The organism is Catenulispora sp. MAP12-49 (assembly GCF_041262705.1).
In the GTDB taxonomy this organism is placed as follows: Bacteria; Actinomycetota; Actinomycetes; order Streptomycetales; family Catenulisporaceae; genus Catenulispora.
The window spans coordinates 152,375-175,752 of record NZ_JBGCCP010000012.1 but is presented as its reverse complement, the minus strand read 5'-3'; the positions used below and the strand labels follow the sequence as shown (position 1 = coordinate 175,752).

Genomic DNA, 23,378 nt, shown 5'->3' with positions numbered 1-23,378 from the left:
GCCACGAGGCCGGGCGCCAGACGCCAGACACCAGACACCAGACACCAGACGCCAGACACCAGACACCGAAGACGCGGCCCACCGGTCCGAGCTGCCCCCAGCTACGCGTCGAGCTCGGACAGCCGGGCCTGGACCCGTTCGACGTCCGCGCGCATGCCGAGGCGCCGGTAGATCTCCAGCGCCTGGTTCAGGTATGCCAAGCCCTGGGCGGGGTCGCCGGTGGCCAGGTAGTGGTCGGCGATGCCCTCCAGGGAGATCGCCTCGTCGTCGAGTTTGTGCAGCTCGCGGTTCATCGCCAGTGCCTGCTGGTACAGGGCGAAGGCTTGGGGGCGGTCGCCGAGGGCGGCGATCGTGGCCGCGTAGAAGTTCAGCGCCCAGGCCTCGTTGAAGCGGTTGCCGACCTCGCGCAACATCTCCAGGGCCTGGCGGTGGGTGTCAGCCGCGGCCTGGAAGTCGCCGGACAGGTAGTGCATCTGCCCCAGATAGGTCAGGGCCCAGCCCTCGTTGTCGCGGTCGCCGAGCTGGCGGAAGATCTCCCGGGCCCGGGTGTGGGCGTCCGTCGCACCCGGATGGTCCCCGGCCAGGCACCGCACCCGGCCGAGGTCGTTCAGGGCGATGGCCTCGCCGAGGCGGTCGCCCAGTTGGCGGGAGATCTCCAGGGCCTGGGAGTGGGCGTCCACCCCGGCCGGATAGTCGCCGCTTTGATGGTGTACGCACCCCAGGTCGTTCAGGGCGTTGGCTTCGCCGAGGCGGTTGCCGATCTGCCGGAAGATCTCCAAAGCCCGCATGTGGGCGTCCACCGCGGCCGGGTAGTCAGCGCTCTGATGCCCTACCCGTCCCAGGTCGTTCAGGGCGTTGGCCTCACCGAGGCGGTTGCCGATCCGCTGGAAGATCTCCAAGGCCCGGGTGAGGGTGTCGGCCGCACCCGGGAAGTCCCCGGCCATGTGCTGCAACCGGCCCAGGTTGGTCAGGGCGACCGCCTCGCCGAGTCGGTCGCCGATCTGCCGGTAGATCTCCAAAGCCCGGGTCAGAGCATCCTCCCGGCCCGCAGTGGTCCACCCGCGAAACCGCACCTGGCCCAGATTGGCCAGGGCGTTCGCCTCACCGAGACGGTCGCCGATCCGCTGGGAGATCTCCAGAGCCTGCGCGAAGGCGTCCGCCGCGCCGGGGGAATCGCCCGTCAAGCGCCGCACCCGCCCCAGGTCGTTCAAGGCAGTGGCACGGGCCGCGGGGCGGTCGAGGCGGGCGGCTGCCTCGACGGCGGCCTGGTGGACTTCCAGCGCGCGGGTCCATGGGCCCTCGGAGAGCAGGATCTCGGCCATGCCGGCGGCCAGGGCGACGGTGTGGTGGTCGAGATGGCGAGCGTGGGCCAGCGCGTCGTCCAGGTTGGGGTGTTCGGTACGCAGCCAGTCCCGGGCGGTCTCGGGATCGGTCAGGTCCGGGGCGTGCGCAGGAGCCGGGCCGTCGGGCACGGCACGCGGCAGGCGCGCGATGGCTATGGACGCCGTTTGTGCGGTGTGGGCGTAGTAGTGCAGGAGGCGGTCGAGGGCCGTCGCGCGCTGCTTGGCCGATTCATGGGCCACGGCCAGGGTGCGGGCGTATTCACGCAGCAGGTCGTGCAGCCGGTAGCGGCCGGGGGCGGTCTCGGCGAGCAGGCTGCGGTCGGTGAGGTCCTGGAGCAGCGTGTCGGCTTCGTTCAAGCCGGTGTCCAGGAGCGCGGCGGCCGCGTGGACGTCGCAATCGGGACCGGGGATCAGTCCGAGCAGGCGGAACATGGCTTGCTGCGCCGCGGTGAGGTTCTGGTAGGACAGGTCGAAGGCGGCACGTACTTGGCGGTCGCCGTCGTCGAACGCCGCCAGGTCGGCCAGGCCGGCGCGCAGCCGTGCCTCCAGGTGGTCCAGGGTCCAGGTGCGGCGGTGGGCCAGGTTGGCGGCGGTGATGCGCAGCGCCAGCGGCAGGTTTCCGCACAGCTCGGCGATGCGGGCGGCCGCCGCGTCGTCGTCGATGCGGCCGGGCCCGGCGTGGCGGCGCAGGAGCAGGATCGCGTCACCGGGGTCCAGGACGTCCAGCGGCAGCAGGTGGGCGTCGTCCAGGGCTTTGAGGCGGTTGCGGCTGGTGACCAGGACCAGGCAGCCGGCGGTGGCGGGAAGCAGCGGACGGACTTGCTGCTCGCTGGCGGCGTCGTCCAGCACGATCAGGGTGCGGCTGCCGGCCAGACGGTTGCGGAAGGCTTTGGCCCTCTCCTCCACCTCCGGCGGGATGGCCCGGGGGTCAAGACCGAGGGCCTGCAGAAGCTGGCCCAGGGCCTCGCCCGAGTCGCGAGGACTGGTGCCGGCACTGTGGGCGTGCAGGTCGACGAACAACTGCCCGTCGGGGAACTGCTCGGCCAGAAGGTGCCCGACATGCACGGCCAGGGCGGTCTTGCCGATCCCGGCCATACCGTCGATCGCCGAGACCACCACCGTCGTCGCCTTGCCGCCGGCGGCGGCCGCGATATCAAGGAGCTGTTCGACGTCGCTATCGCGCCCGGTCAGGGTGGCGAGGTTCGCGGGCAGTTGCCGAAGCGCCCCGGCCACGCCGCCGACTTTGGCCTTGACGTGCATCCGGACGCACACCTGCCGCCAACGCGCCACCTCCGGCTCGTCCACACCGAGCGCCCGGACGACAGCCGTCACCAGATCGATGTCCAAGCGACGACGCTGCGGCTGAAAGACGCTGGAGACAGTGGTGTGCGCGATCAGCTGCGGCGGCCGCAACAACGGACCGACACGCTTGGCCAAAACCCGATACGACGGACCGCCGGCCCAAAGCCGCAACTCCCCGAGAAGCGCGATGAACTCCGCCAGGTCACGCGCCTGGGAAGGATCTGGCGCGCCGCTCGCAGCCATCTTGTGCCTCCCAGACGACCCACACACCCCTGCCACGCGCGGGGTGACTGTACAGATTTGGACAGACTACGGGACCTCGGCAACCTCCCGGGACGAGCCTTGAGCACGGCGGCTCACCGTGCGCCAGAGGCCACAGACCACCGGGGGGATGGGGCTATGTCGTACGGGGACGGGCTTTCCGACTGAACCGCACCGGTGTTCCCGCCATGCTCCCGGTGCGGTTCAGTTGAAGGACGCCGCCTCGGTGTGCCGCTCCCGGATCATCAGCAACGATGTTGTGAACCCGCGCGTATACACGGATTGACCTGGGAAAACCTGGCGTCAGAGCTCTGTTACCCCATATGCTCCAGCCCTCATTGAGCACCTGGGGAGAGCTATGGAACAGCAAGACCAACAACCGCTCGGCTACAACGCGCCCGGCCCACAGCCGTACTACGGACCGCCGCAGCCGCCAGTCGCGCCGCACCACCCGACCGTCCGGCGCCGCACCGCGATCGCCATCGGAGTGGGCGCGCTCATCCTCGGCGCGGGCATCGGCGCCGCCGGCAAGGACCCCAAGACCGCCGACACCGCCGCGGCCACCACCACGAAGGCCGCCACGACCGTCACCGCCACCCAGACCGCGCCGGCGCCCGCGCCGGTCACCGTTACCGCCAAAGCCGCGGCCGCCCCGGCAGCGCCGGCTGTCACCACCACGGCGACCGCCACCGTCACCGTCACGGCCGCCGCTCCCACGAGCGCCGCGCCCTCGGGCATCGGCGACGGTACCTACGTCGTCGGCACCGACATCAAGCCCGGCCTGTACAAGACGTCCGGCCCGGCCGACTCCGGCGCCCTGGCGAACTGCTACTGGGAGCGCGACCGCGACCTGTCCGGCGGCATGGACTCGATCATCGCCAACGACAACGCCTCCGGGCCGACCACCGTGCAGATCTCGGCCGGCGACAAGGCGTTCAAGACCGACGGCTGCGCGCCGTGGGTGAAGATCGGCTGAGTGCTCCTGACTCGTCCTGCTGATGCGGGCTGGGCCTCGCAGGGCGAGTCAGGAATCAGAGAACGGATTCACGACTTCGGCCAACTTTTCGCTTCCTCCATGGGGTCTGAAGATCAAGAGCACACGGCTTCGGTGCACGGACACATCCGGGCACTGAGACCGTGGCGAAGATCTGGAGGAACTGCTTGTGCTAGCACGTAACCGTCGTGTCCCGACTCTGGCGGCGGCGATGGCCCTGGGTGTGGCCACCGCCGCCGGTTCCGCGGCCGTCGGCGCCACACCGGCCGTCGCCACACCGGCCGTCGCCGGCGCCGCCGCGCCGTTCACCATGACCGCGACCCCGCAGGTCACCACGCTGCCGAACGGCGACCGGGTGGTCGTCACCGGCTCCGGCCCCAGCGCGGCCACCGAGGTCCTGGGCCCGGACGGGCGCACTGTCCCGGCCACGCGTTTCGCGCCGGACCCGCACCACGCTTACGTCATCCCCGACTCGGTGGTGTCCTCGACCAGCCCGTTCGTGGCGTCCCAGTATCAGATCCCGGCACTGACCACGGGCACCACGCCGGCCGTGGTCCCGCACTATGCGATGGGCATCCTTCAGGTCAACGGCGTGGGCCTGGACGGGGCCGCCGCACAGGGCCTCACCTACCTGGCCGACGTCGACGACGTCAACCGATGGAACGCTCCCCTCCAGCTCATCAACGGGGTGGCGCGGGTCGCTGTGCCTGCCGGCCACTACAACGTGGTCACCGAGTTCTCGAGCTACGACCCCGCGACCAACCTCCTCAAGACGTACGACGTGACCCAGCTCGGCGTCACGGTCGGCACCACCGGCACCACCACCGTGACCGCGGACCAGCGCACCGCCACGTCGCAGGTGCAGGTGACGACTCCGCGGCCGGCCGACCTCCAGACCAGCTATCTGTTCCTCAAGAGCACCGACGCCAACGGCGACTTCAGCTTCCTGCTCCCGAGCAACGCCGGCCCGGCGGCCACCTACGTCAACCCGACGGCCAAGGCGCGGTTCGGCACCTTCAGCTACCAGATGGCCGGCTGGAGCGGCACGAGCCCGGCCGGCACCGCCGATCCCTACCGGTACGACGTGATGTTCCCGGCCGCCGACCACATCGACGCCGACCAGAGCTACAAGGTCGACCCCTCGACGCTGACCACGGTCCACAACACCTTCGTCAGCGATCCGGACAACACCACGCACACCGGCCTGTTCATGACAGGGCCCTTCGTTCCGCTGTTCGGCTCCCTCAACGCCGGCGGGACGGTGACCTCCCCGGGCAGCCTGACCGAATACGTCAGCGCGGCCAGCGGCCTGAACTGGGGACGCACGGTGGCCACGGACTTCCCGTCGTCCAACGGCGGTCCCGGCCTGGCGCTGCTGAACATGAGGGCCGAAGACCTGCCGTACGCGGGGCACACCGACACCTGGCGCACGTGGGGCCGGGGCCCGCTGACGCCGCAGGTCGGCCAGTACAAGAGCAGCACCTTCTGCCGCACGTGCGCCGACGGCGGCACGGTCGACCTGGCCCTGAACATGTTCCAGGACAGCTCGCCGGACACCGAGGGCGCGCCGCAGGGCCCGATCGGCATCCACTTCACGGCCTACCGTGACGGCGACGAGGTGTTCTCCCAGGACAACGTCTACGGGGCCGAGCTCACCGGCCAGGCCCAGACCCCCGGCACCTACCGGCTCGTCTACGACGAGGACCTGAGCCGGCTCCCGATCTCCCAGTCGACGGTGTCGCACACCGACATCACAGTCCCCTACACCCCGACTCCGAACCCGAAGTGGACGCTGCCCTCCGACGACTCCTGCTACGCGCAGGCAGGCGGCGCCACGCCGTGCTCGATCCTGCCGGTGCTGAACCTGAACTACCAGCTGGCCGACGACAGCACGAACACCACGCACGGCCCGCTGACGGTCCTGAACCTGAACGTCGGCCACCAGTCCTACGAGGGAGCCGGCTCACAGGCGGCCGTCACCGGCGCCACCGTGTCAGTGTCCTTCGACAAGGGCGCGACCTGGACGGCCGCGACGGTGATCCCGGCCGGCTCCGGCCACTACGTCGCGATGTGGCCGACCAGCGGCGCCAAGGGCAGCACGCCGTGGCTGAAGGTGACGGCCTCCGACGCGCTCGGCGGGTCGATCACGCAGACCGTCGACAACGCGTACACCATCGGCTGAGGGGATCAGGATCATGAGTCGAATAGGTAACCATCGGCTGCTCGGCGTGGTGGGGGCCACGGTGTTGGCTGTCGGGACAATCGCGGCGGCGGTGGCACCGGCGAGTGCCAGTACTGCTGCGACTACTGCTTCTGCTACTGCTACCAATGGCGCTGCGCACGCGAGCAACGTGAAGGATGTGTGCGGTACAGCGAAGCCCGGGTTCGCTCGGTGTTTCGCGCAGATCCGCACCGACGTGCATGAGCCGCCGCACATCGGTCGCGTTGCAGGCACGGCGAAGGCGGCTGCGGCGACGCTGCCGGCCGGATTCGGCCCGGCGGACCTGCACTCGGCGTACAAGCTGCCGACCACCGGCGGCGCGAACCAGACTGTTGCGATCGTCGATGCCGGGGACGACCCGACAGCCGAGGCGGACCTCGCGGTCTACCGCTCGACCTACGGCCTGCCGGCGTGCACCACTGCGAACGGCTGCTTCAGCAAGGTGAGCCAGAGCGGCACGGCCACGCCGCTGCCCGCGGATCAGGGCTGGGGCGTGGAGATCGCGCTGGACCTGGACATGGTCTCGGCGGCCTGCCCGCAGTGCAAGATCCTGCTCGTCGAGGGCACCTCGGCTTCCTCCGACGATCTGGGCGCCTCGGTCGACACCGCGGTCAAGCTCGGCGCCACAGAAGTCAGCAACAGCTACGGCATCGCCGAGTCCAGCCTGACGCCGGGCTCCGCCGCGCACTACGCGCATCCCGGCGTCGCGATCACCGTCTCCTCCGGGGATGAGGGCTACGGGATCCCGAACGAGCCGGCCGTGTTCTCCTCGGTGATCTCCGTCGGCGGGACCTCGTTGGCGAAGGCGGCGAATGCCCGCGGCTGGAGTGAGACCGCCTGGCAGGGGGCCGGAAGCGGTTGCTCGGCGTGGGTGGACAAGCCGGCGTGGCAGACCGACGCCAACTGCCCCGGCCGCATGGTCGCCGACGTCTCCGCAGAGGCCGACCCGCAAACGGGGCCGGCCATCTACGTCACCGACACTCCCGATCTGGAGGGCCTGCCCTCCGGCTGGAGCATCGTCGGCGGCACCAGCGCCTCCTCTCCGTTCATCGCCGGAGTGATCGCGCTGGCCGGAAACCCGGCCAAGTACAACAACGCCTCAGCCTTCTACACCCCCGGCGCCAAGACCGGACTGAACGATGTCGTCGGCGGCAACAACGGCATCTTCATGGACTGCGGCGGCGACTACCAGTGCAACGCCGTCACCGGCTATGACGGACCCACCGGCGTGGGGACGCCGAACGGGCTGTCGGCCTTCTAAGCATCGCGCGGACGGGGTCGGCACCGGCTGGTGTCGGCCCCGTCGTCGGTTGCGCCCGCTTCTTCAGAATTGACGGCCGCCTGGGCTGTCCGAACGCCTCGCCGAATCGCTGCTCGACCTGATCGCGCAGGAACAACTGGCCCCCGGCGACGCGATGCCGACGGTGCGGGCTTTGGCGCAGCGGTTCGAGGTGACGGCGCCGACGATCCGGGAGGCGTTGCGCAGGCTCGAGGCGACCGATGCGGTGCGGCTCAGGCACGTGTCGGGGATCTATGTCGGTCCTGGTCCTCAATTTTCAGCGGGAGTTGGCCGGAGCGAGCGGCAATCCCGTTCTGTACGAGGTCGTCGACTCCCTCCTGGCAGCTCGCTCCCGAGAACAACGAGCGCTGCGCCGACTTGTCCCGGATCGCGCACGCGACCTCGACCAGCATCGCGCGATCTTCGAGGCCGTTCGCGATCAGGACTCGGATTTGGCCGAAGAGCTCACCCGGAGCCATTTGGCCGAACTGCGTGAGCACACCGCAGCGCAGATGACTGGAACGAGATGAGGGGTCGGAACTTCGTGTCGCGGGCAATTGCGCTCAGCGTGGCTGTGGTGATCATCGGCACCGTCGCGATGCTCGTCGCGGCATCACACCGCTGCACCGTCGTCGGCAGAGGCGACAACGGCCGAGGCGACATCTCCGGCATGCTCGGGCTCCGCCGGCTCCTCCACCACCCAGAGCATGGACATCGGCAAGCACACCCGCACCTACATCGAGCACCTTCCGACCGGCTTCTCCGCAGGCACCAAGACGCCCAACGCCTCGACGGTACCGACGGCAAGCCGTCGTGGGAGGCCACGCCGTACGTCGGGGCGTCGGCGCACGACTACGACTTCGCCTCCGCGATGGTGGCGTGAACATGCACGGCGGCGCCGATCCCGTCATCCCGTACGCCGGGAACGCGAAGCGGGGCCTGGACTCGACGGATGCCTGGCTCGATGTGTGGCGGCAGCGTGACGGCTGCACGGGTCCGGGCACCAGTGCGCCGGCGGGTGCGGACGTCGTGGCGGCGACCTGGACTTCGTGCACTGATGGCACCGAAGTCGTCAACTACGCCATCGCCGACGGCGGACACACCTGGCCCGGCGCCACCGTGGACGGCGGTCACGGCGTCACGACCCACGCGATCGACGCCACGCGGCTGATCACGTCCTTCTTCGCCGCGCACCCGCTGCACGATCGCTGACGTACCGGCGGCAGCATCGGCACGCGTACACGCGCAAAGAAAAAGTCAGCGCGACATTTCCTTTCCCAGGAACGTGACGCGGACGTGCCGGACCCGAACATGCGTTTAGGGTCGCACTATGACCAGGGCACTGACCATGGCGATCATAGGCGCCGGCCCGCGTGGCACCTCACTTCTCGAACGCCTCATAGCCAACGCCGCCGAGTGCGCGCCGGATCGGACGATCGACATCCACGTTATCGATCCATATCCGCCAGGGGGCGGTCGCATCTGGCGGTCCCAGCAGTCACCGCTGCTATGGATGAACACCACATCCGGCGACTGCACGATGTTCGTCGACGAGACCGTCGAGTGCGAAGGCCCGGTCGTCTCCGGCCCCACGCTCAACGAATGGGCCCAGGAGGTGGCCACGGGCCGCCTGTCGTCACCCCCGGGATTCCAGCTCGCTTCCTCCACGTCGGCCGAGGCGGGGAGGATGCAGGAAAGCTGGTACACGACTCGCCGGACGCAGAGCGACTATCTCTCCTGGGTATTCTGGCAGTCAGTGAAGAACGGCATGCCCCAGGTACAAGTCCATTCACACGTAGGCCGGGCCGTCGATGTGCACGACCTTCCTCTGGGCCGGCAACGCGTCATCATGGCGGACGGCCTTCCGTCGCTGGACGCCGATATCGTGCTGTTCGCACCGGGGAACGTCGATATCGCGCCGAACGCGGCAGAGGTACGTCTGACGGAATACGCGCAAGCCCATGATCTGTGTTACCTGCCATCGGGATCGACCGTCGATCACAGCTTTGACCGGATACCCGCCGGCGAACCGGTGATCGTCCGCGGGCTGGGATTGTGCTTCATCGACACCGCCGTGCTGCTGACCTCCGGACGCGGCGGCACCTTCCACCGTGACGGCTCCGGCGAACTGCGTTACGAGCCGTCCGGCAATGAACCCGTCCTCTACGTGGGCTCGCGGCGCGGCGTGCCCTACTGGTCGAAGGTGCACTACAGCCTGGCCGGATCACCGGGACCGTTCGGCCACCTCGACACCAAGGCCGTGGCCGCCCTCGGCGACCGCCCCCTGGACTTCGCCATGGAAATCTGGCCGTTGATGGTCCGCGAAGTCATCCACGCGGGCTATCGGGAACTGGCCGAATCGCACCCGGAACTCCTGGACATCGACGCCCGTGAGTTCATCAACCGCCTTGATACCCTCGACTGGGACGGATTGGCGCTCAAGGAGCTGATCGATCAGGCGGTGCGATACGACGCAGACCGGATCGACCTGGACGAAACAGCCCATCCGCTGGCCGGCCGCCATTTCCCCGACCTGGACACCCTGCAGAAATGGATGATCGACTACATCGCCGCGGGGGTTCGGCGCGGGCAGGATCCCCGTTACAGCGCGAGCCTGGGAATGCTGCACGGTCTGAGCAATGCCTTCTCCAGACTGGTCGAACTCGTTGACGAGAAGAGAATCGCGCCCTCTTCGTGGGAGCACGATGTTCCCGCGTTCCTTGATCTGTGCCGATTCCTCACCAGCGGACCGCCTGGACCGCGACTGGAGGAACTGCTTGCCCTGACCCGTGCCGGCGTCGTCAGATTCCTTGGTTCGGAGATGACCGTGACCGCCGATGAAGGGCTCTTCCATGCGCGGTCGTGCAACGTGAACGTGTCGATCACAGCCCGATCCCTCATTGAGGCCCGACTTCCGGAGCGGACGATGCTCCGCGTGGATGACCCGCTTCTGCGCAAGCTCATCCAGCGTGACGAGATCAGGGAAGGGCTGCATTCGAGTCCTGATGACGGCGACCGATATCCCACCGGTCTCATCGACACCGCGAGCCTCATCGACACCGATTCTTTGAATCGCCTGAATCGTGCCGATGGAACCCCTCACGAGAGCCGCTTCGGGGCAGGGGCCTTGTTCTCGGGAACCGTACTGACCTCCGGCCGGTTCCCGTCCCCGCAGAGCAATGATGGATTCTTTCGACAGAACGACATCATCGCTCGTGCCGCGCTCCACGAACTGTGCCGCCGTGAAGCAACCACCGACGTTTGACCCGGCGGCCGGTCAGTCCAGGCAGAACTCGTTCCCCTCGACGTCCTGCATCACCATGCAGGACTCGTTCTCCTCGTCAGCAGGTAGCAGCCGCAGACGCGACGCGCCGAGCGCGATCAACCGCGCGCACTCGGCTTCCAGGACGGCCAGGCGCTCCGCGCCGGCCAGGCCGGTGGCGATCCGGACGTCGAGGTGCACGCGGTTCTTGACCACCTTGGGCTCGGGTACCGGCTGGAAGAACAGCCGCGGCCCCACTCCGGTGGGATCGACGCAGGCCGCCCAGGGTCCCTGCTCCTCGGGTGATGGCACGACGTAGCCCAGCACCTCGCACCAGAAGCGGGCGACGCGCCCGGGTTCGGTGCAGTCGAAAGTGACCTGGAACTTGTTGACCTGCGGCATGGCTTCACCATAAGGCCTCAAATACGGCCAGAACGGGACGTCGTCCCTCCTGTCAGCCGTTCGTGTCGGCCGGTGCCGTCGCCGGGGCCTGATTCCCTCCGGCGCCGGGCGCGATACCCGCGCTTTTCCAACGTCGAGGCGTGTGCCGACGGGGCGGGTATATCAGCCTGCTGAGGAACGGGGGAATCCGTGGTACCGGGAGGGGAATGGCACGGGATTGCCCCCCGGGAGCATCGGTGATGTCGCCAAGCAGCAAGGCCGCTACCGGCCAAAACGCCCGCGACACAGCTCGCTGAGACAGCCGATTGCCGTGGAGGGGATTCCGATGTCGAACATCACCGGGAAGATCGTCAAGAAGGTCGCTGTGGGCGCTCTGGCCGTCGCGGCGGTGGCCGCGGGGAACACCGCGGTGTACACCGTCGCGAGCCACGCGTCCGTCACGAGTCACACCAGCGCGTCCGCCGACAACAACAACCCGGGCCCCGACGGCGGAACCCCCACTCCCCCCGCCTCCTGACCGGGCGGGCGAGTCCGATCGACAGCGGCGGAGAAAGGGACGGGGCGCAAGCCTCCGACCCCCGCCGGGGGAGGTTCGACCGGAGTCTCGCCGATGGCGTAATAACCCGATCAGGGTAGTTTCGCCCGCTTCATCGAGTAAAGAGGTACGGGAAGGCCACCGGCGGTGGCCTTCCCGAGGAAACCGGACAATGCGGAGGAGCGATGACCGAGCCACCGGAATACGGCCTGGCCGTTCAGCTGGTCTCCCGGCCGGAGGGGCCGCTGGAGCACGAGCACCTGGCCGTCGTCGAGAAGCCGATGCCGCGCCTGGCCCCGGGCTGGGTCCTGGTCCGCAACCTGTTCGCCGCCCTCGACCCGCATCCGTCCACCTCGCCGGTCCGCCACTGGCCGCTGTACACGGCCCTTCCCGCCGGCTCGCTGGTCGGGGAAGTGGTCGCGTCGCGGAGCGCCGACCTTCCGCACGGCTCCCTGATCGCCCATCGCGGCGGATGGAGCACGTATTCGGCGCTCCCCCGGGGCGGCTACGCGACACGAGTGCTCGAACCGGCGGCGGGCGTACCGATCGAGGCCTATCTCACCGTCCTCGGTCTGCCGGGGCTCGCCGCCCACGTCGCCCTCACCAGGGTCCTCAACGTCAAGCGCGGCGAGTCGCTGTTCATCGCGGGGGCGGCCGGCCCCGTCGGCAGCGCCGCCGCCCGCATCGCCCGGACGCTCGGAGCTTCGCGGGTCGTCGGCGGGGTCACCTCGCCGGCGGGCGCGCGCCGCGCGATTCAGGATCCTTACTTCGACGCCGTCTTCGAACAGCGTGCGGATTCCGTTGCCGAATCAGCGCTCTTCGGTGAGAACGCCGGCGTGGACGTCGCCGTCATCGGGACGGCCGGGGCGGCGGGGTCGGTGGGATCGGCGGGATCGGTGGGATCCAGCCTGGCCGAGGCCCTGACATGGGTACGCGACGCCGGCCGCGTCGCGTGGCTGCACGACACGCCCTGGGGATCCACGGAATCCGTCGTCTCCGTCGACCTGGCCATGGTCCAGCGGCGAGGCATCCGCCTGGAGGGCTTCGGGCTGCAACACCATCTCCACCGGTTCAAGGAGATCGAGGCGCAGTACGCGGACGACCTGCAGACCGGACGATTGGACCCCGGCACGAGCATGGACGTCGACGTGCACGGCCTGATCGACGTCCTGGTGGCCGCGACCCGCTCGGACCACCAGCCGGCCGACACTTACCGCATTGTGGAATCAGATTCCTGACAATACACTCAGACTCCTGAGTCACACAGAGTCACCACGACTTAGACGCAGTGCTTTGGTTTATCCTGGACATGGCCTCACCTGCTCATGTATAAGTTTTCCTATCGATCAGGTGCCACCTGGGGCTGGGTCGGTAACGTCTTGCGGGGGACGACCAGGAGGATGCACGTGGACCAGGGGCCCACAGTCGGCGGTACCCGACCCAGCGTGCGCTTCGCGATTCTCGGCTCGTTCGAGTGCTGGGCCGACGGCACCTCCATCGCCTTACGCGGCCGCCTCCAGGAACGTCTCGCGGTCTCCCTTCTGCTGAACCGGAACCGCGTGGTACCGGTCTCGCGATTGGTCGAGACCATCTGGGAGGACGGCGGTCCGGACACCGCCGCGCACCAGGTCCGGAAGATGACCTCGGACCTGCGCAAGCGTGTGCCCGGGATGGCGGACATGCTGACGACCTCGGGCGTCGGCTACCGCATCAGGGTCCCGGAGGAGACCCTGGACCTCGGGGTGTTCACCGCGGCGCTGAGCGACGCGCGCCGCGCCACCGACGAGGGCGATCTGCGCTCGGCCGCCGCGAAGTTACGCCTCGCGCTCGACCAGTGGCGCGGACCGGTGCTCGGCGGTGAGGGCGGCCCGGTGATCGAGGCCATGGGCACCGCCCTGGAAGAGCGCCGGCTGACCGCCATGGAGCAGTTGTTCGCGATCCGCCTGGACCTCGGAGAGGCGCGCCGTCTGGTCGGCGACCTGCGGGAGGCGGTGGGGGCCAACCCGGTCCGCGAACACCTGCGCGGGCAGTTGATGCGGGCCCTGTATCTGTCCGGACGCCAGGCCGACGCGCTGGCCGAGTTCCAGAGCCTGCGTCAGTACCTTGATGAAGAGCACGGCGTCGAGCCCAGCGCGGAGCTGGCCGACCTGCAAAAGCGCATCCTGCACAACGACGCGAGCCTGGGCAGCCAGGGCGAGGCCCGCAGGGACACGGCCACCGTGGTCCCGAAGCCCGCGTCCACCTCGGCGGCCGGCAGCTTCCCCACGACCCTGCCCTACGATCTGCCCGACTTCACCGGGCGCCAGGAGGCGCTCGACGCGGTGTGCGCGGCGGGTCAGGCGACGGGCTCCGGAGCGCACCGGCTGCGGATCGTGCTGATCGACGGGATGGCGGGCAGCGGCAAGACGGCACTGGCCGTCCACGCCGCCCATTTCCTGCAGGAGTCCCATCCGGACGGCCAGCTCTATCTGGACCTGCACGGGTTCACTCCCGAGCGCGATTCCATCGACACCCACGAAGCGCTCGGCATTCTCCTGGGCGCACTGGGGATCTCCGGGCCGGACGTCCCCGTCGACCCGCAGGCGCGCATCGCCCGCTGGCGGGCGGCGACCGTCAACCGGCGCATGCTCCTGGTGTTCGACGACGCGGAGAGCGCCGCGCAGATCCGAGGCTTGCTGCCCGGTTCCTCGGAGAGCACCGTGCTGGTCACGAGCCGCGTCCGCATCAAGGGGATCGACGGCGCGCGTCCGGTGTCCCTCGACGTGCTCTCGCCGGCGGAAAGCCTGTCGCTGCTGGAAAGGGTGCTCGGCCGGGAACGCGTGGCCAGGGAATCCGAGGCTGCGCTTCGCCTGGCGGACTTGTGCGGGCATCTCCCGCTGGCGCTGCGAATCAGCGCCGCACGCCTGGCGAGCCGGGACCACTGGACGATCGCACGGCTGGCGAGCCGGTTGTCGAACGAGTCGCGCAAGCTGGTCGAGCTCGCCGTCGAGGATCGCAGCATCAAGGCCAGCATCAAGGCCTCCCTGGAGGCCCTCGATCCGGAGCACCTGCGATACCTGCGGTACATCTGTCTGCACCCCGGCGACGACGTGGAGATCCACGCCGCGGCGGCGCTCACCGGGCTCGACGTGTACGACGCCGAGGACATCGTCGAGCTCCTGCTCGACCGGCACCTCATGGAACCGCGGCTGGCGGAGCGGTACACGGTGCACAGCCTGGTCCGCGCCTACGTCCGCGAGGAGTTCGCCGACGATGTGGACGACGCCCCCGCGTTCGAGCGCCTGACGAACTACTACCGCACCGCGATCGGCCGCGCCTCGGACGCCGCCTTCCCCGGACGCAGCCGGTATTCCAACGGTCTGCCCGCCTACGAGGGCGCCATCCCGGACCTCGACGACCGGGGTCTGGCCCTGGCGTGGGTGGACGCCGAGTATCGCAATATCCTGCCGTCCTTGCGCGAGGCCGTACGCCGCGGCCGGCACTCCGAGGTCGTGGAGACGGCCCGTGATCTGATCTACCATCTGCACCTGCGAGGACGCAGCGACGCGTTCCTGGAGGCGGCGACTTTGGGCGCCGCCTCGTCGCGCCGGACGCAGGATCCCGCGGCGATCCGGATGAGTCTGGTGAACCTGGCCGTCGCCTACTGGCATCGCGGGGACATCCCCGCCGGCCTGGTCCAGCTGCGCGAGGCCCTCGAGGTGGCGACGGCGGCCGGCGACCGGGCCGGGCAGGCGGTGTGCCTGAGCCGGCTGGGCACCTTCTACTCCACGCTGGGCGATCTGGAGCTGGCCGTGGAGCACCTCGAACGCAGCATCCCGATGCATCTTGAGACGGGCAGTCTCAAAGAGGTGGCCGAGGCCCGCTTCCATCTCAGTTCGGCGTTCAACGTCCTGGGCCGCTACGGCGACGCCGCCGCGCAGGCCGAGGCCGCGATCGCGGTGAACCAGGAGCTGAGCAGCCCCAGCACGCAGACCATGGCACTGGTCAACCTCGGGACCGCGCAGACCGGGCTCGGAATGCACCACGAGGCGCTCAGAACACTGAGCGAGGCGCTGGAGTTGGAGGCCAGGCTCGGCGGGTCCCTGTCCAAGGCGCTCATCCTGGCGCGCATGGTCCGGCCCTGCCGGTCCACCGGCGCCCGCGCCGCGGCGGCGCAGTTCGCCCGGCAGGCGGCCGAGGCGGTGCGGGCTCCGCACACCTCGCCCATGCACCGGGTCATCGTGCTCGATCTGCTGGGCGAGCACGCGCTGCAGGAGGACAGGCTCAGCGCGGCGAGGGAATTGTTCAGCGAGGCGGTCGAGCTCAGCGAGGAGCTCGGTCTGCGCTTCGACGCGGCGTGGGCCACGGCCGGCCTGGCCGCGACGTCGGCGGCGTGCGGCGACGAGGAGGCCGCGGCCGAGCTCGCGGACCGCAGCGATCCGATCCTGGCCGAGGTCGGCCTGCCGGAGAAGTTGCGGCACCGCTGAGGGTTCGGCGCGCCTTGCGGTAGAGGCACGACCAGCACTTCACCCCTGGCCACGCGGGCGGCCGGCGTGCGGGGATCGCGAGGGGAACGGGCCGGGAAGCGGGTTCGCGAACATCGGATACGTCTCGAAGACCGTCTGTGAACTGCGGGGCTTCTACCCAAATCCTTGCCGAGGGAGAAGATCATGACCATTCGGGTACTCATCTGTGACGAACTGCCGATCATCGGGGACGGCCTGCGGACTCTGCTGGACGCGGTCCCGGACATCGAGGTGGTCGGGGTAACCGACAACGGCATGGAGGCCATCGTCCTGGTGCGCACCATGCGGCCCGAAGTCGTGGTCACCGACCTGAACCTGCAGACCATCTCCGGCCTGGAGATGATCCGCAGGCTCGCCAAGGAGGACGACCCGCCCAGCATCGTGGTGTTCACCGAGGCCGACGCCGACAAGACCGTGAGCGACGTGCTGCACGCCGGCGTGAGCTGCCTGCTCGGCAAGGACGCCCGGCCGCAGGAGCTGATCACCGCGATCCAGGCGGCGGCCACCGGCCAGACCGTGCTCGCGCCGAGCATCGCGCGCCGCCTGGTCAGCTGGTTCCGGGCCCAGCCCGAACCGCAGGAGGCCGCGATGTGCCCGGGGGCCTCCGAACTGACCTCGCGCGAACGCGAAGTGATCCGGATGGTGGCGCGCGGAATGTCCACCGAGGAGGTGGCCCGCGAGCTGATCATCGGCGAGGCCACGGTACGCACGCACGTGTACCGGGTGCGGACCAAGCTGGGGGTGCGCGATCGTGCGGAGCTGGTGTCGCTGGCGTACCGGTCGGGGCTGATCGCCTAGCCGGAGCAAGACGAAAGCCCCCGCAGCCTGGTTGGCTGCGGGGGCTTGTCGCCTGTGCGCTTGTCAGACGGCCGAGTTGTGTCAGACCACTGAGTCGTGTCAGACGGCGACGAGCTCTCGTTCAGCCGCGGCTGAACGGAGACGCTCGGCACCGACGACGCGCCACAGTGCGGCGGGGTCGCCGTAGCGCGCGGATTCCGCCGCGGCCAGGCGGAAGTAGCGGTGCAGGCCCAGTTCCGCCGTCATCGCGCGTACTCCGCAGCTCTGCATGCTCAGGCGGACCACGTCGCGTGCGGTCTCGGCGGCCATCGCCAGGGCCGCGATCGGTTCGGTTCCCGCGCCGGGCAGTTCGTTGTCGATCGATTCGGTGTCGATCAACCAGGCCGCCCGGTACACCGACGCGCGCGTCGCGCGCAGCGCCACCAGGCCGCGGGCCAGAGGGAACGAGACGGCGGGCAGGTCGCGCAGACGAGAGCCGAACTGGCGGCGCGAGCCAGTGTAGTCCAGCGCGATCCGGTGGGCGCCCTCGGCGATGCCGAGCAGGTAGGCCGCCTGTCGCACACGGGCTCGGGCCAGCGCGTCCGCGAGGGTGTCGCCGGTTGCGACCACCTCCGTCGACGCGATCGGGGTCGCCTCAAAGCGGACGGCCGGGGGGAACGACGTGGTCAGGACACGGACACCTGGCGCGGTGCGCGGTACTGCTACCAGGGCCGGCTCGGCAAAGACGACGGCCACCAGGAACACAGCGGCCGCGGCATCATCGACCGTCGCCGTACCCGTCAGCTCCCAGCCGCCCGCGCGCGCCGTCGCGCTGACGCCGCGCGCGCCCGAAGGCGGGGGTGCCTCCAGCCCGGCCAGTCCCACGCCTTCCGGGTGCGGCCAGCTGACATCGGCCGCCAGCGCCTCGGCACGGTAGGGATTCCCGCACGCCGCGCGGCCGAGTTCCTCGCTCACCAGCGCCCCGGCGGTCAGGCCCAGCCCGAGTCCGCCAGCGTCGGCGGGCAGTTCGTAGGCCGCCGCGTCGAGCTGGTCGAGCACGGTCCGGGCCGGTCCCGCGCCGCCGTCGGTCACCGGCGCCCCGTGCACTCCGGGCCGCATCGGAATCGCTGCGAGGGCTGAGCGCAGTGCCTCGCGCACCTGGAGGAAGAGGGGATCAGGAGCCAGGTCCATGTCAGTGTTCTCCTTATCCGATGGTGTCGAAGGCGGCGGCCACGATCTGGAGCATCACCTCGGAGGTGCCCGCCGACAGGGTCAGCCCGGGCGCCTCTCGATAGGCGGAGTCCAGGATCGCGGCGGACCTGCTGCGGTTCGCCCGCTGCTCGGGGCTCGGGACGTCGGCGGCCCACGCCGCGATGCTCTGGGCGAGTTCGCTGCTGTGGTACTTGGCGACGGCGGTCGAGACCTGGTCGATCCGGCCGGACTCCAGTCCGGTGATCACCTCCCAGGCCAGGGCGTGGTCGGCGGCGAGCGCGCCTTCCCAGCGGCCGAGCTGCTCGAGCTGGGTGTCGCTGATCGGCCACGTGTCACTGATCGGCCAGGTGTCGCTGATCGGCCGGGCGCCCTGCGAGCAAGGCGGCTCGCGGTCGGTCAGCGCCTCCAGTGCGGCGTCCAGCCAGCGCTCTGCTTTGAGGAAGTAGTCGAGTCCGGTTCGCTCCACCGCCAGTGCCTCGTTGAGCAGCGGCCAGGCTTCGCCGGGGCGGCCGAGCAGGTCCCGGGCCGGTACCGGCACCGCGTCGAGCTCCACCCGGTGGAAGTGCTCGTCGCCGATTCCGGGGATCATCGACACCGTCACGCCCGGGGCGTGCATGTCGACCAGGAACAGGCTGATGCCCTGGTACTTCCCGGCGTCCGGCGACGTGCGGGCCGCGCACAGTCCGAGGTCGACGAACCGGGTCTTGAGGCTGAACACCTTCGTTCCGCTGATGCGGTAGCCGTCGCCGTCCGGTTCGGCCACGGCGCGCAGTGCGCCCAGGTCCGAGCCGGCGTCCGGTTCGGTGTACAGCACCGAGGCGAAACGCTCGCCGCGGGCCAGCCCCGGCAGGTGCCGGCGTTTCTGCTCCTGGTCGCCGGCCATCAGCAGGAACTGGCCGACGATCTGGATGGTGTTGACGTGCAGCGTGTCCGGCACCCCGGCGCGCACCAGTTCCTCGGCGACGATCGCCGCCTGGCTCAGCGGACGGTCCTCGCCGCCGAACTCGGCGGGCCAGTGCACGGCCAACAGCCCCCGCTCGCCGAGCAGCCGGTACAGCGGGCGTCCGTCGGGCTCGATGCCGTCGGCGCCGGTGGCCAGTTCGGCTGCCGCCTGCACCTCGGCCGAGCGCAGCGTCTCACGCACCTGGCCCCGGAACCGTTGTTGATCCTCGGTGAATCCGAACCGCATGGAAGATCGCTCCCTTTCTCCTCAAGATGCGAGCGCGTCCTCGACCGCCGCGACGACCCGGCCCAGGGCCAGTTCCGTGAAAAGGGTGTAGTGGTCGCCGGGCACTCGTTCTCCGCAGAAACGGCCGGTGGACACCGATCGCCACTGCTCGTGCACCGCGACCCGCGGCGTGGCGGCCAGCGCCGTGATCCGCCCCCCGTAGGGGCCCGGCGGGCAGTACGCCTGCATCGACAGCGCGCAGGCCCGGAAGGTCTCGTAGCGGGAAGTCAGCTCCTGCTCGGTGAGCTCCAGCCGGACCCCGAGCCCGGTCAGCGTCCGGCCGATGTCCGCCACCCCGGCGGCCGGGTCGTCGAGCACCGCGCGCACCGCGGCCCCGCCCCGCCCGGCCAGCCTGGCGACATCGTGCACGAACCGCTGCCGCACCGTCGCCTCGTCCAGCGGGACGGTGTCCTCGTCGTAGGCCGCGTCCAGCAACACCACAGCGGGCTGCTGCCCGGTCCGCTCCTCGATCTGCCGGGCCACTTCGAAGGCGAGCACGCCGCCGTAGGACCAGCCGGCCAGGCAGCACGACTCCGGAAGACCCTCGGAGATCAGCGCCTCGGAGATCCGCGCCGCGGTCCGGGCCAGGCCGTCGGCCGGGTCGAAAGCAGCATCGGCGGGATCGGCGGCGAAGCCGATCACGCCGATGTCCGCCGGCAGTTCCCTGAGCAACGGCATGTAGCAGAACAGCTCACCGCCGGAGGGATGCAACAGGATCACCTGTGCGGGGCCGGACGAGGCGCGCATCACCACAGGCGCCCGGCCGCCGTCGTCCTGCTTCGCCAGCGCTCGGGGAACGCGCGCGGCGTCGATGGTCGCGGCCAGGTGGGCGACGGTCGGGGAGACGAAGAAGTCACCGAGGGAGACCTCCACCCCGAGCCGGGCCTTGATCGCCGACATCAGCTGGACGGCCTGCAGACTGTTGCCGCCGACCAGGAAGAAGTCGTCGTCCACCCCGAGCCGGCTGTTGTGCAGCAGCGGGGCGAGCACCTCGTGCAGCAGCACCCGTTCGGTCGCGGTACGCGCCCGGTCGGCCGGTCCGTCCTCGGCCCGGCGCGGGTCGGGCGCGGGCAGCCGGCGCCAGTCGACCTTGCCGCTGCCCGTCAGCGGCATCTCGGCCAGGACCACGAAATACGACGGGATCATGTACGACGGCAGCAGCGTACTGAGATGCTCGCGCAGCGCCGGCACCTGCCCGTCCGCGATCCCGGTCGCGTAGCAGACCAGGTGCTTGTCCCCGGCCTCGTCCGTCCACGCCCGCACGCTGACCTGCTCGATCCCCGCGAAGCCGGTGACCGCCGACTCCACCTCGCCCAGCTCGATCCGCAGGCCGCGGATCTTGACCTGCTGGTCGATCCGGCCCTGGAAGACCAGCCGGCCGTCGGCGAGCCGCTTCACCAGGTCTCCGGTGCGGTACAGCCGGCCGCCCGGAGCGGTGCCGAAGGGATCGGCGATGAACTTCTGGGCGGTCAGCTCGTCCCGGTCGAGGTAGCCGCGCGCGAGTCCCGCGCCGCCGATCACCAGTTCCCCCGGCACGCCGAGCGGCACCCGGCGCAGGTCGGCGTCCAGCACGTGCGCCACGTGGTTGGCCATCGGCAGCCCGATCGGCGGCGAGGCGTCCCAGCTGCCCGCGCACTCCTCCACGATCATCGTCACGGTGCACTCGGTCGGGCCGTAGCCGTTGAACAGCCGCCGGCCCCGGTTCCACCGGTTCACCAGCTCGCCGCTGAACGCCTCGCCGCCGACGAACGCGATCCGCAGCTCGGCGAACCGCTCGGGCGCCAGCAGCGGCATCACGGTCGGGGGCAGGTCGATGACCGTGATGCCCTGGCGTTCCATGAGCGACTGGAGCCGGTCGATCGACAGCCGCTCGTCCTCGGTGGCGATGCACAGGCGCGCGCCGGTCAGCAGTGCGGAGAACGTCTCGAAGACGGAGACGTCGAAGGTCACCGAGGCGAACCCGAGCATCCGGTCGGCCGGCGTCAGGTCGAACAGCTCGCGCGTGGAGTCGATGAAGGCGACCACGCCGCGGTGTTCGAGCAGCACGCCCTTCGGCTTGCCGGTGCTGCCCGAGGTGTAGATGACGTAGGCGACGTCGTGGGGCTGCGCGGCGAGCGGCGGGTTGTCGGCCGGGTGCGCGGCCAGTTCGTCCCGGACCTCGTCCAGCGTGACGACCGGCGCTGCGACCTCGTTCAGGATCGCGCCGACCGCGGCATGGGCGATCACCGCGCACACCCCGGCGTCCGCGGCGATCTCCGCGACCCGGGCCGGGGGATGCCCGGTGTCCAGCGGGACATAGGCGGCACCGGTCTTGAGGACTGCGAGGATCGCCGTGGGCAGGTCCAGGTTCCGGCGCAGGCAGATGCCGACCCTGGAGCCCGGTACGACGCCGCGCTCGCGCAGCAGCGCGGCCAGCCGGTTCGCGCCGGCGTTGAGCTCGGCGTAGCTGGTCTCGACGCCGGCGACGACGACCGCGACGGCATCAGGGGTTTGCGATGCGCGCGCCTGGAACTCCTCCACGATCGTGGTGTCGCGGATCGTCCGCTCGGGGCCCTTGGCGACCGCGTCGAGGAACGCGAGGTCCTCCGGGCTCTGCATGCGGGCACCGGACAGCGGAGCGTCGGGGGCGGAAGTCAGAGCACTGAGCAAGGCGTCGTAGTGGCGGGCGAACCTGGCGACGCTGTCGGCGTCGAACAGGCCGGTGTCGAACTCGATGCCCAGGCAGGCGTCGGCGCCGGGAGCCGTCTGCTCCGTCAGGTGCCAGCTCATGTCGAACCGGGAGGTGCCGGAGCGGACGCTCTCCCGGGATGTGAGGACGCCGGGCAGGCCGGCCGTCGTGGCCGCGTCCCGCACGTCGAAGACGATCTGGAAGATCGGTGAGCGCGAGGGATCGCGGACGGGCTCGACGGCGTCGACCAGCTTGCCGAACGGCAGGCCGTCGTGGGCGTCGGCGTCCTGCGTCCGGCGCTTGACCCGGTGGACGAGCTCGCGGAAGGTCGGGTCGCCCGAGACGTCGACTCGCAGGACCCGCATATCAGTGAACAGACCCACCGCCGAGGACAGCGCCTCGTGCCGGCGCCGGTCCTCGGTGCCGCCGATCACCAGGTCGTTCAGCCCGGAGTAGCGGTGCAGCAGGGTGAAGAACGCGGCGACGAGCACGTCGTACCGGCTCACGCCCTCTTCCCGGGCCAGTTTCCAGGCCCGTTCCAAGCCCTCGTGCCCGACCTCGAAGTCGGCGGCGGCGCCGGCACCGCTCGGGCTGTCGCCGCGCGGCCGGTCGGTCGGGAACTCCAGCACCTCGGCCCCGGCGAGCGCGTCGCGCCAGTACGCGACCAGCCGGTCCAGCTCGCCGGCATCGAGCCGGCCACTCTGCCAGAGGGCGTAATCCGGGTACTGCATGGGAAGACCGGGCAGCTGCGGAGCGTCTGCGTCTGCCTCTGCTTCTCCATAGCGCGCGGCCCGGTAGTACTCGGCGAGCTCACGGATCAGGACGCCCTCAGACCAGGCGTCGCACACCATGCGGGAGACCGTCAGAAGGAAGAGGTGGTCGTCCGGAGCCACCTTGACCAGCGCCGCACGCCACGGCGGCGTCCGGCTCAGATCGAACGGCATACCGGCGCGCAGCTCGAGGATCACGCGCGCGGCATCCAACCGCTGCTCGTGGTCCTCGCCGACCGCCTCGATCAGCGGCACCTCGACCGGGACCCGGTCGGCGACCACCTGCACGGGGCCGCCCTCACGCTCCACGATCGCGGTCCGCAGGCTGTCGTGCCGGGCCACCAGCGCGGCCAGCGCCGCGCGCAGCGCGTCCACATCGAGGTCGCCGCGAAGCCGCAGACACAGCGGAGCACCTGAAGCAGAACCCTGTGGAGCCGACAGCAGGGTCTGCTGCTCCTGAGTCAGCGGCACGGGACCGGCGTCCCGGCGCAGCGTGGGTCCCCGCCGGGCCGCGGCCTCCTGGTGTTCCTTGAGCACCGCGAGGAATCGCGCGCGGCGCGGCGCGGGCAGCGCCGCGAAACGCTGGCTCATGTCCGTCATCTTCGAGCTCCCCTGGAGA

Annotated in this window: 15 protein-coding genes and 1 pseudogene; 11 read left to right on the top strand and 5 right to left on the bottom strand. The window is 70.0% G+C overall.

The genetic code is table 11. The annotated features are described in order from the left end of the window. Positions 1 to 101: 101 nt before the first annotated feature. Complete coding sequence (locus ABIA35_RS22825) at positions 102 to 2,690, bottom strand: tetratricopeptide repeat protein (protein WP_370359236.1); 2,589 nt, start codon at positions 2,688 to 2,690, stop codon at positions 102 to 104. A gap of 574 nt (positions 2,691 to 3,264) precedes the next feature. Between ABIA35_RS22825 and ABIA35_RS22820 the strand changes: the two genes are divergently transcribed. From ABIA35_RS22820 to ABIA35_RS22790, 7 genes and pseudogenes are all read left to right on the top strand, one after another. Further along, on the top strand, positions 3,265 to 3,882 hold the full coding sequence (locus tag ABIA35_RS22820; protein ID WP_370359235.1) for a hypothetical protein: 618 nt from the start codon (positions 3,265 to 3,267) through the stop codon (positions 3,880 to 3,882). Positions 3,883 to 4,069: 187 nt separating this feature from the next. Then, positions 4,070 to 6,082, top strand: a complete 2,013-nt coding sequence (locus ABIA35_RS22815) for a hypothetical protein (RefSeq protein ID WP_370359234.1) — start codon at positions 4,070 to 4,072, stop codon at positions 6,080 to 6,082. A gap of 235 nt (positions 6,083 to 6,317) precedes the next feature. Beyond that, complete coding sequence (locus ABIA35_RS22810) at positions 6,318 to 7,382, top strand: peptidase S8 (RefSeq protein WP_370359233.1); 1,065 nt, start codon at positions 6,318 to 6,320, stop codon at positions 7,380 to 7,382. An 85-nt stretch (positions 7,383 to 7,467) separates the two neighbouring features. Then, positions 7,468 to 7,930 (top strand): annotated as a pseudogene (locus ABIA35_RS22805) (FadR/GntR family transcriptional regulator). A gap of 47 nt (positions 7,931 to 7,977) precedes the next feature. After that, complete coding sequence (locus tag ABIA35_RS22800; protein WP_370359232.1) at positions 7,978 to 8,283, top strand: hypothetical protein; 306 nt, start codon at positions 7,978 to 7,980, stop codon at positions 8,281 to 8,283. Continuing rightward, complete coding sequence (locus tag ABIA35_RS22795) at positions 8,280 to 8,612, top strand: hypothetical protein (protein ID WP_370359231.1); 333 nt, start codon at positions 8,280 to 8,282, stop codon at positions 8,610 to 8,612. Before ABIA35_RS22800 ends, ABIA35_RS22795 begins: the two co-directional genes overlap by 4 nt. A gap of 118 nt (positions 8,613 to 8,730) precedes the next feature. After that, positions 8,731 to 10,665: an FAD/NAD(P)-binding protein gene (locus ABIA35_RS22790; protein WP_370359230.1), complete on the top strand. Its 1,935-nt coding sequence runs from the start codon at positions 8,731 to 8,733 to the stop codon at positions 10,663 to 10,665. A gap of 12 nt (positions 10,666 to 10,677) precedes the next feature. On the opposite strand, the gene ABIA35_RS22785 is transcribed toward ABIA35_RS22790, so the two are convergent. After that, on the bottom strand, positions 10,678 to 11,064 hold the full coding sequence (locus ABIA35_RS22785) for a VOC family protein (protein WP_370345286.1): 387 nt from the start codon (positions 11,062 to 11,064) through the stop codon (positions 10,678 to 10,680). Positions 11,065 to 11,389: 325 nt separating this feature from the next. On the opposite strand from ABIA35_RS22785, the gene ABIA35_RS22780 reads away from it, so the two are divergent. The 4 genes from ABIA35_RS22780 to ABIA35_RS22765 all read left to right on the top strand — a co-directional run bounded on the left by ABIA35_RS22780 (position 11,390) and on the right by ABIA35_RS22765 (position 16,902). Continuing rightward, the gene (locus tag ABIA35_RS22780; protein ID WP_370345287.1) at positions 11,390 to 11,581 is read left to right on the top strand and encodes a hypothetical protein; all 192 of its coding nucleotides are present in this window, start codon (positions 11,390 to 11,392) and stop codon (positions 11,579 to 11,581) included. Positions 11,582 to 11,784: 203 nt separating this feature from the next. After that, positions 11,785 to 12,837: an NADP-dependent oxidoreductase gene (locus ABIA35_RS22775; protein ID WP_370359229.1), complete on the top strand. Its 1,053-nt coding sequence runs from the start codon at positions 11,785 to 11,787 to the stop codon at positions 12,835 to 12,837. Between the two features lie 207 nt (positions 12,838 to 13,044). Next, a complete protein-coding gene (locus ABIA35_RS22770; RefSeq protein ID WP_370345289.1) occupies positions 13,045 to 16,065 on the top strand; it encodes a BTAD domain-containing putative transcriptional regulator in 3,021 nt (1,006 codons plus the stop codon). Between the two features lie 183 nt (positions 16,066 to 16,248). Beyond that, positions 16,249 to 16,902, top strand: coding sequence for a response regulator (locus ABIA35_RS22765; RefSeq protein WP_370345290.1), 654 nt, complete (start codon positions 16,249 to 16,251; stop codon positions 16,900 to 16,902). 99 nt (positions 16,903 to 17,001) lie between these two features. Here ABIA35_RS22765 and ABIA35_RS22760 read toward each other — a convergent pair whose 3' ends face one another. From ABIA35_RS22760 to ABIA35_RS22750, 3 genes are read right to left on the bottom strand one after another with little or no spacing between them, the layout of a single operon-like run. Next, positions 17,002 to 18,072: an acyl-CoA dehydrogenase family protein gene (locus ABIA35_RS22760; RefSeq protein ID WP_370359228.1), complete on the bottom strand. Its 1,071-nt coding sequence runs from the start codon at positions 18,070 to 18,072 to the stop codon at positions 17,002 to 17,004. A gap of 13 nt (positions 18,073 to 18,085) precedes the next feature. Continuing rightward, positions 18,086 to 19,282, bottom strand: a complete 1,197-nt coding sequence (locus ABIA35_RS22755) for an acyl-CoA dehydrogenase family protein (protein WP_370359227.1) — start codon at positions 19,280 to 19,282, stop codon at positions 18,086 to 18,088. Between the two features lie 21 nt (positions 19,283 to 19,303). Further along, on the bottom strand, positions 19,304 to 23,359 hold the full coding sequence (locus ABIA35_RS22750) for an amino acid adenylation domain-containing protein (RefSeq protein WP_370359226.1): 4,056 nt from the start codon (positions 23,357 to 23,359) through the stop codon (positions 19,304 to 19,306). Positions 23,360 to 23,378 lie beyond the last annotated feature (19 nt).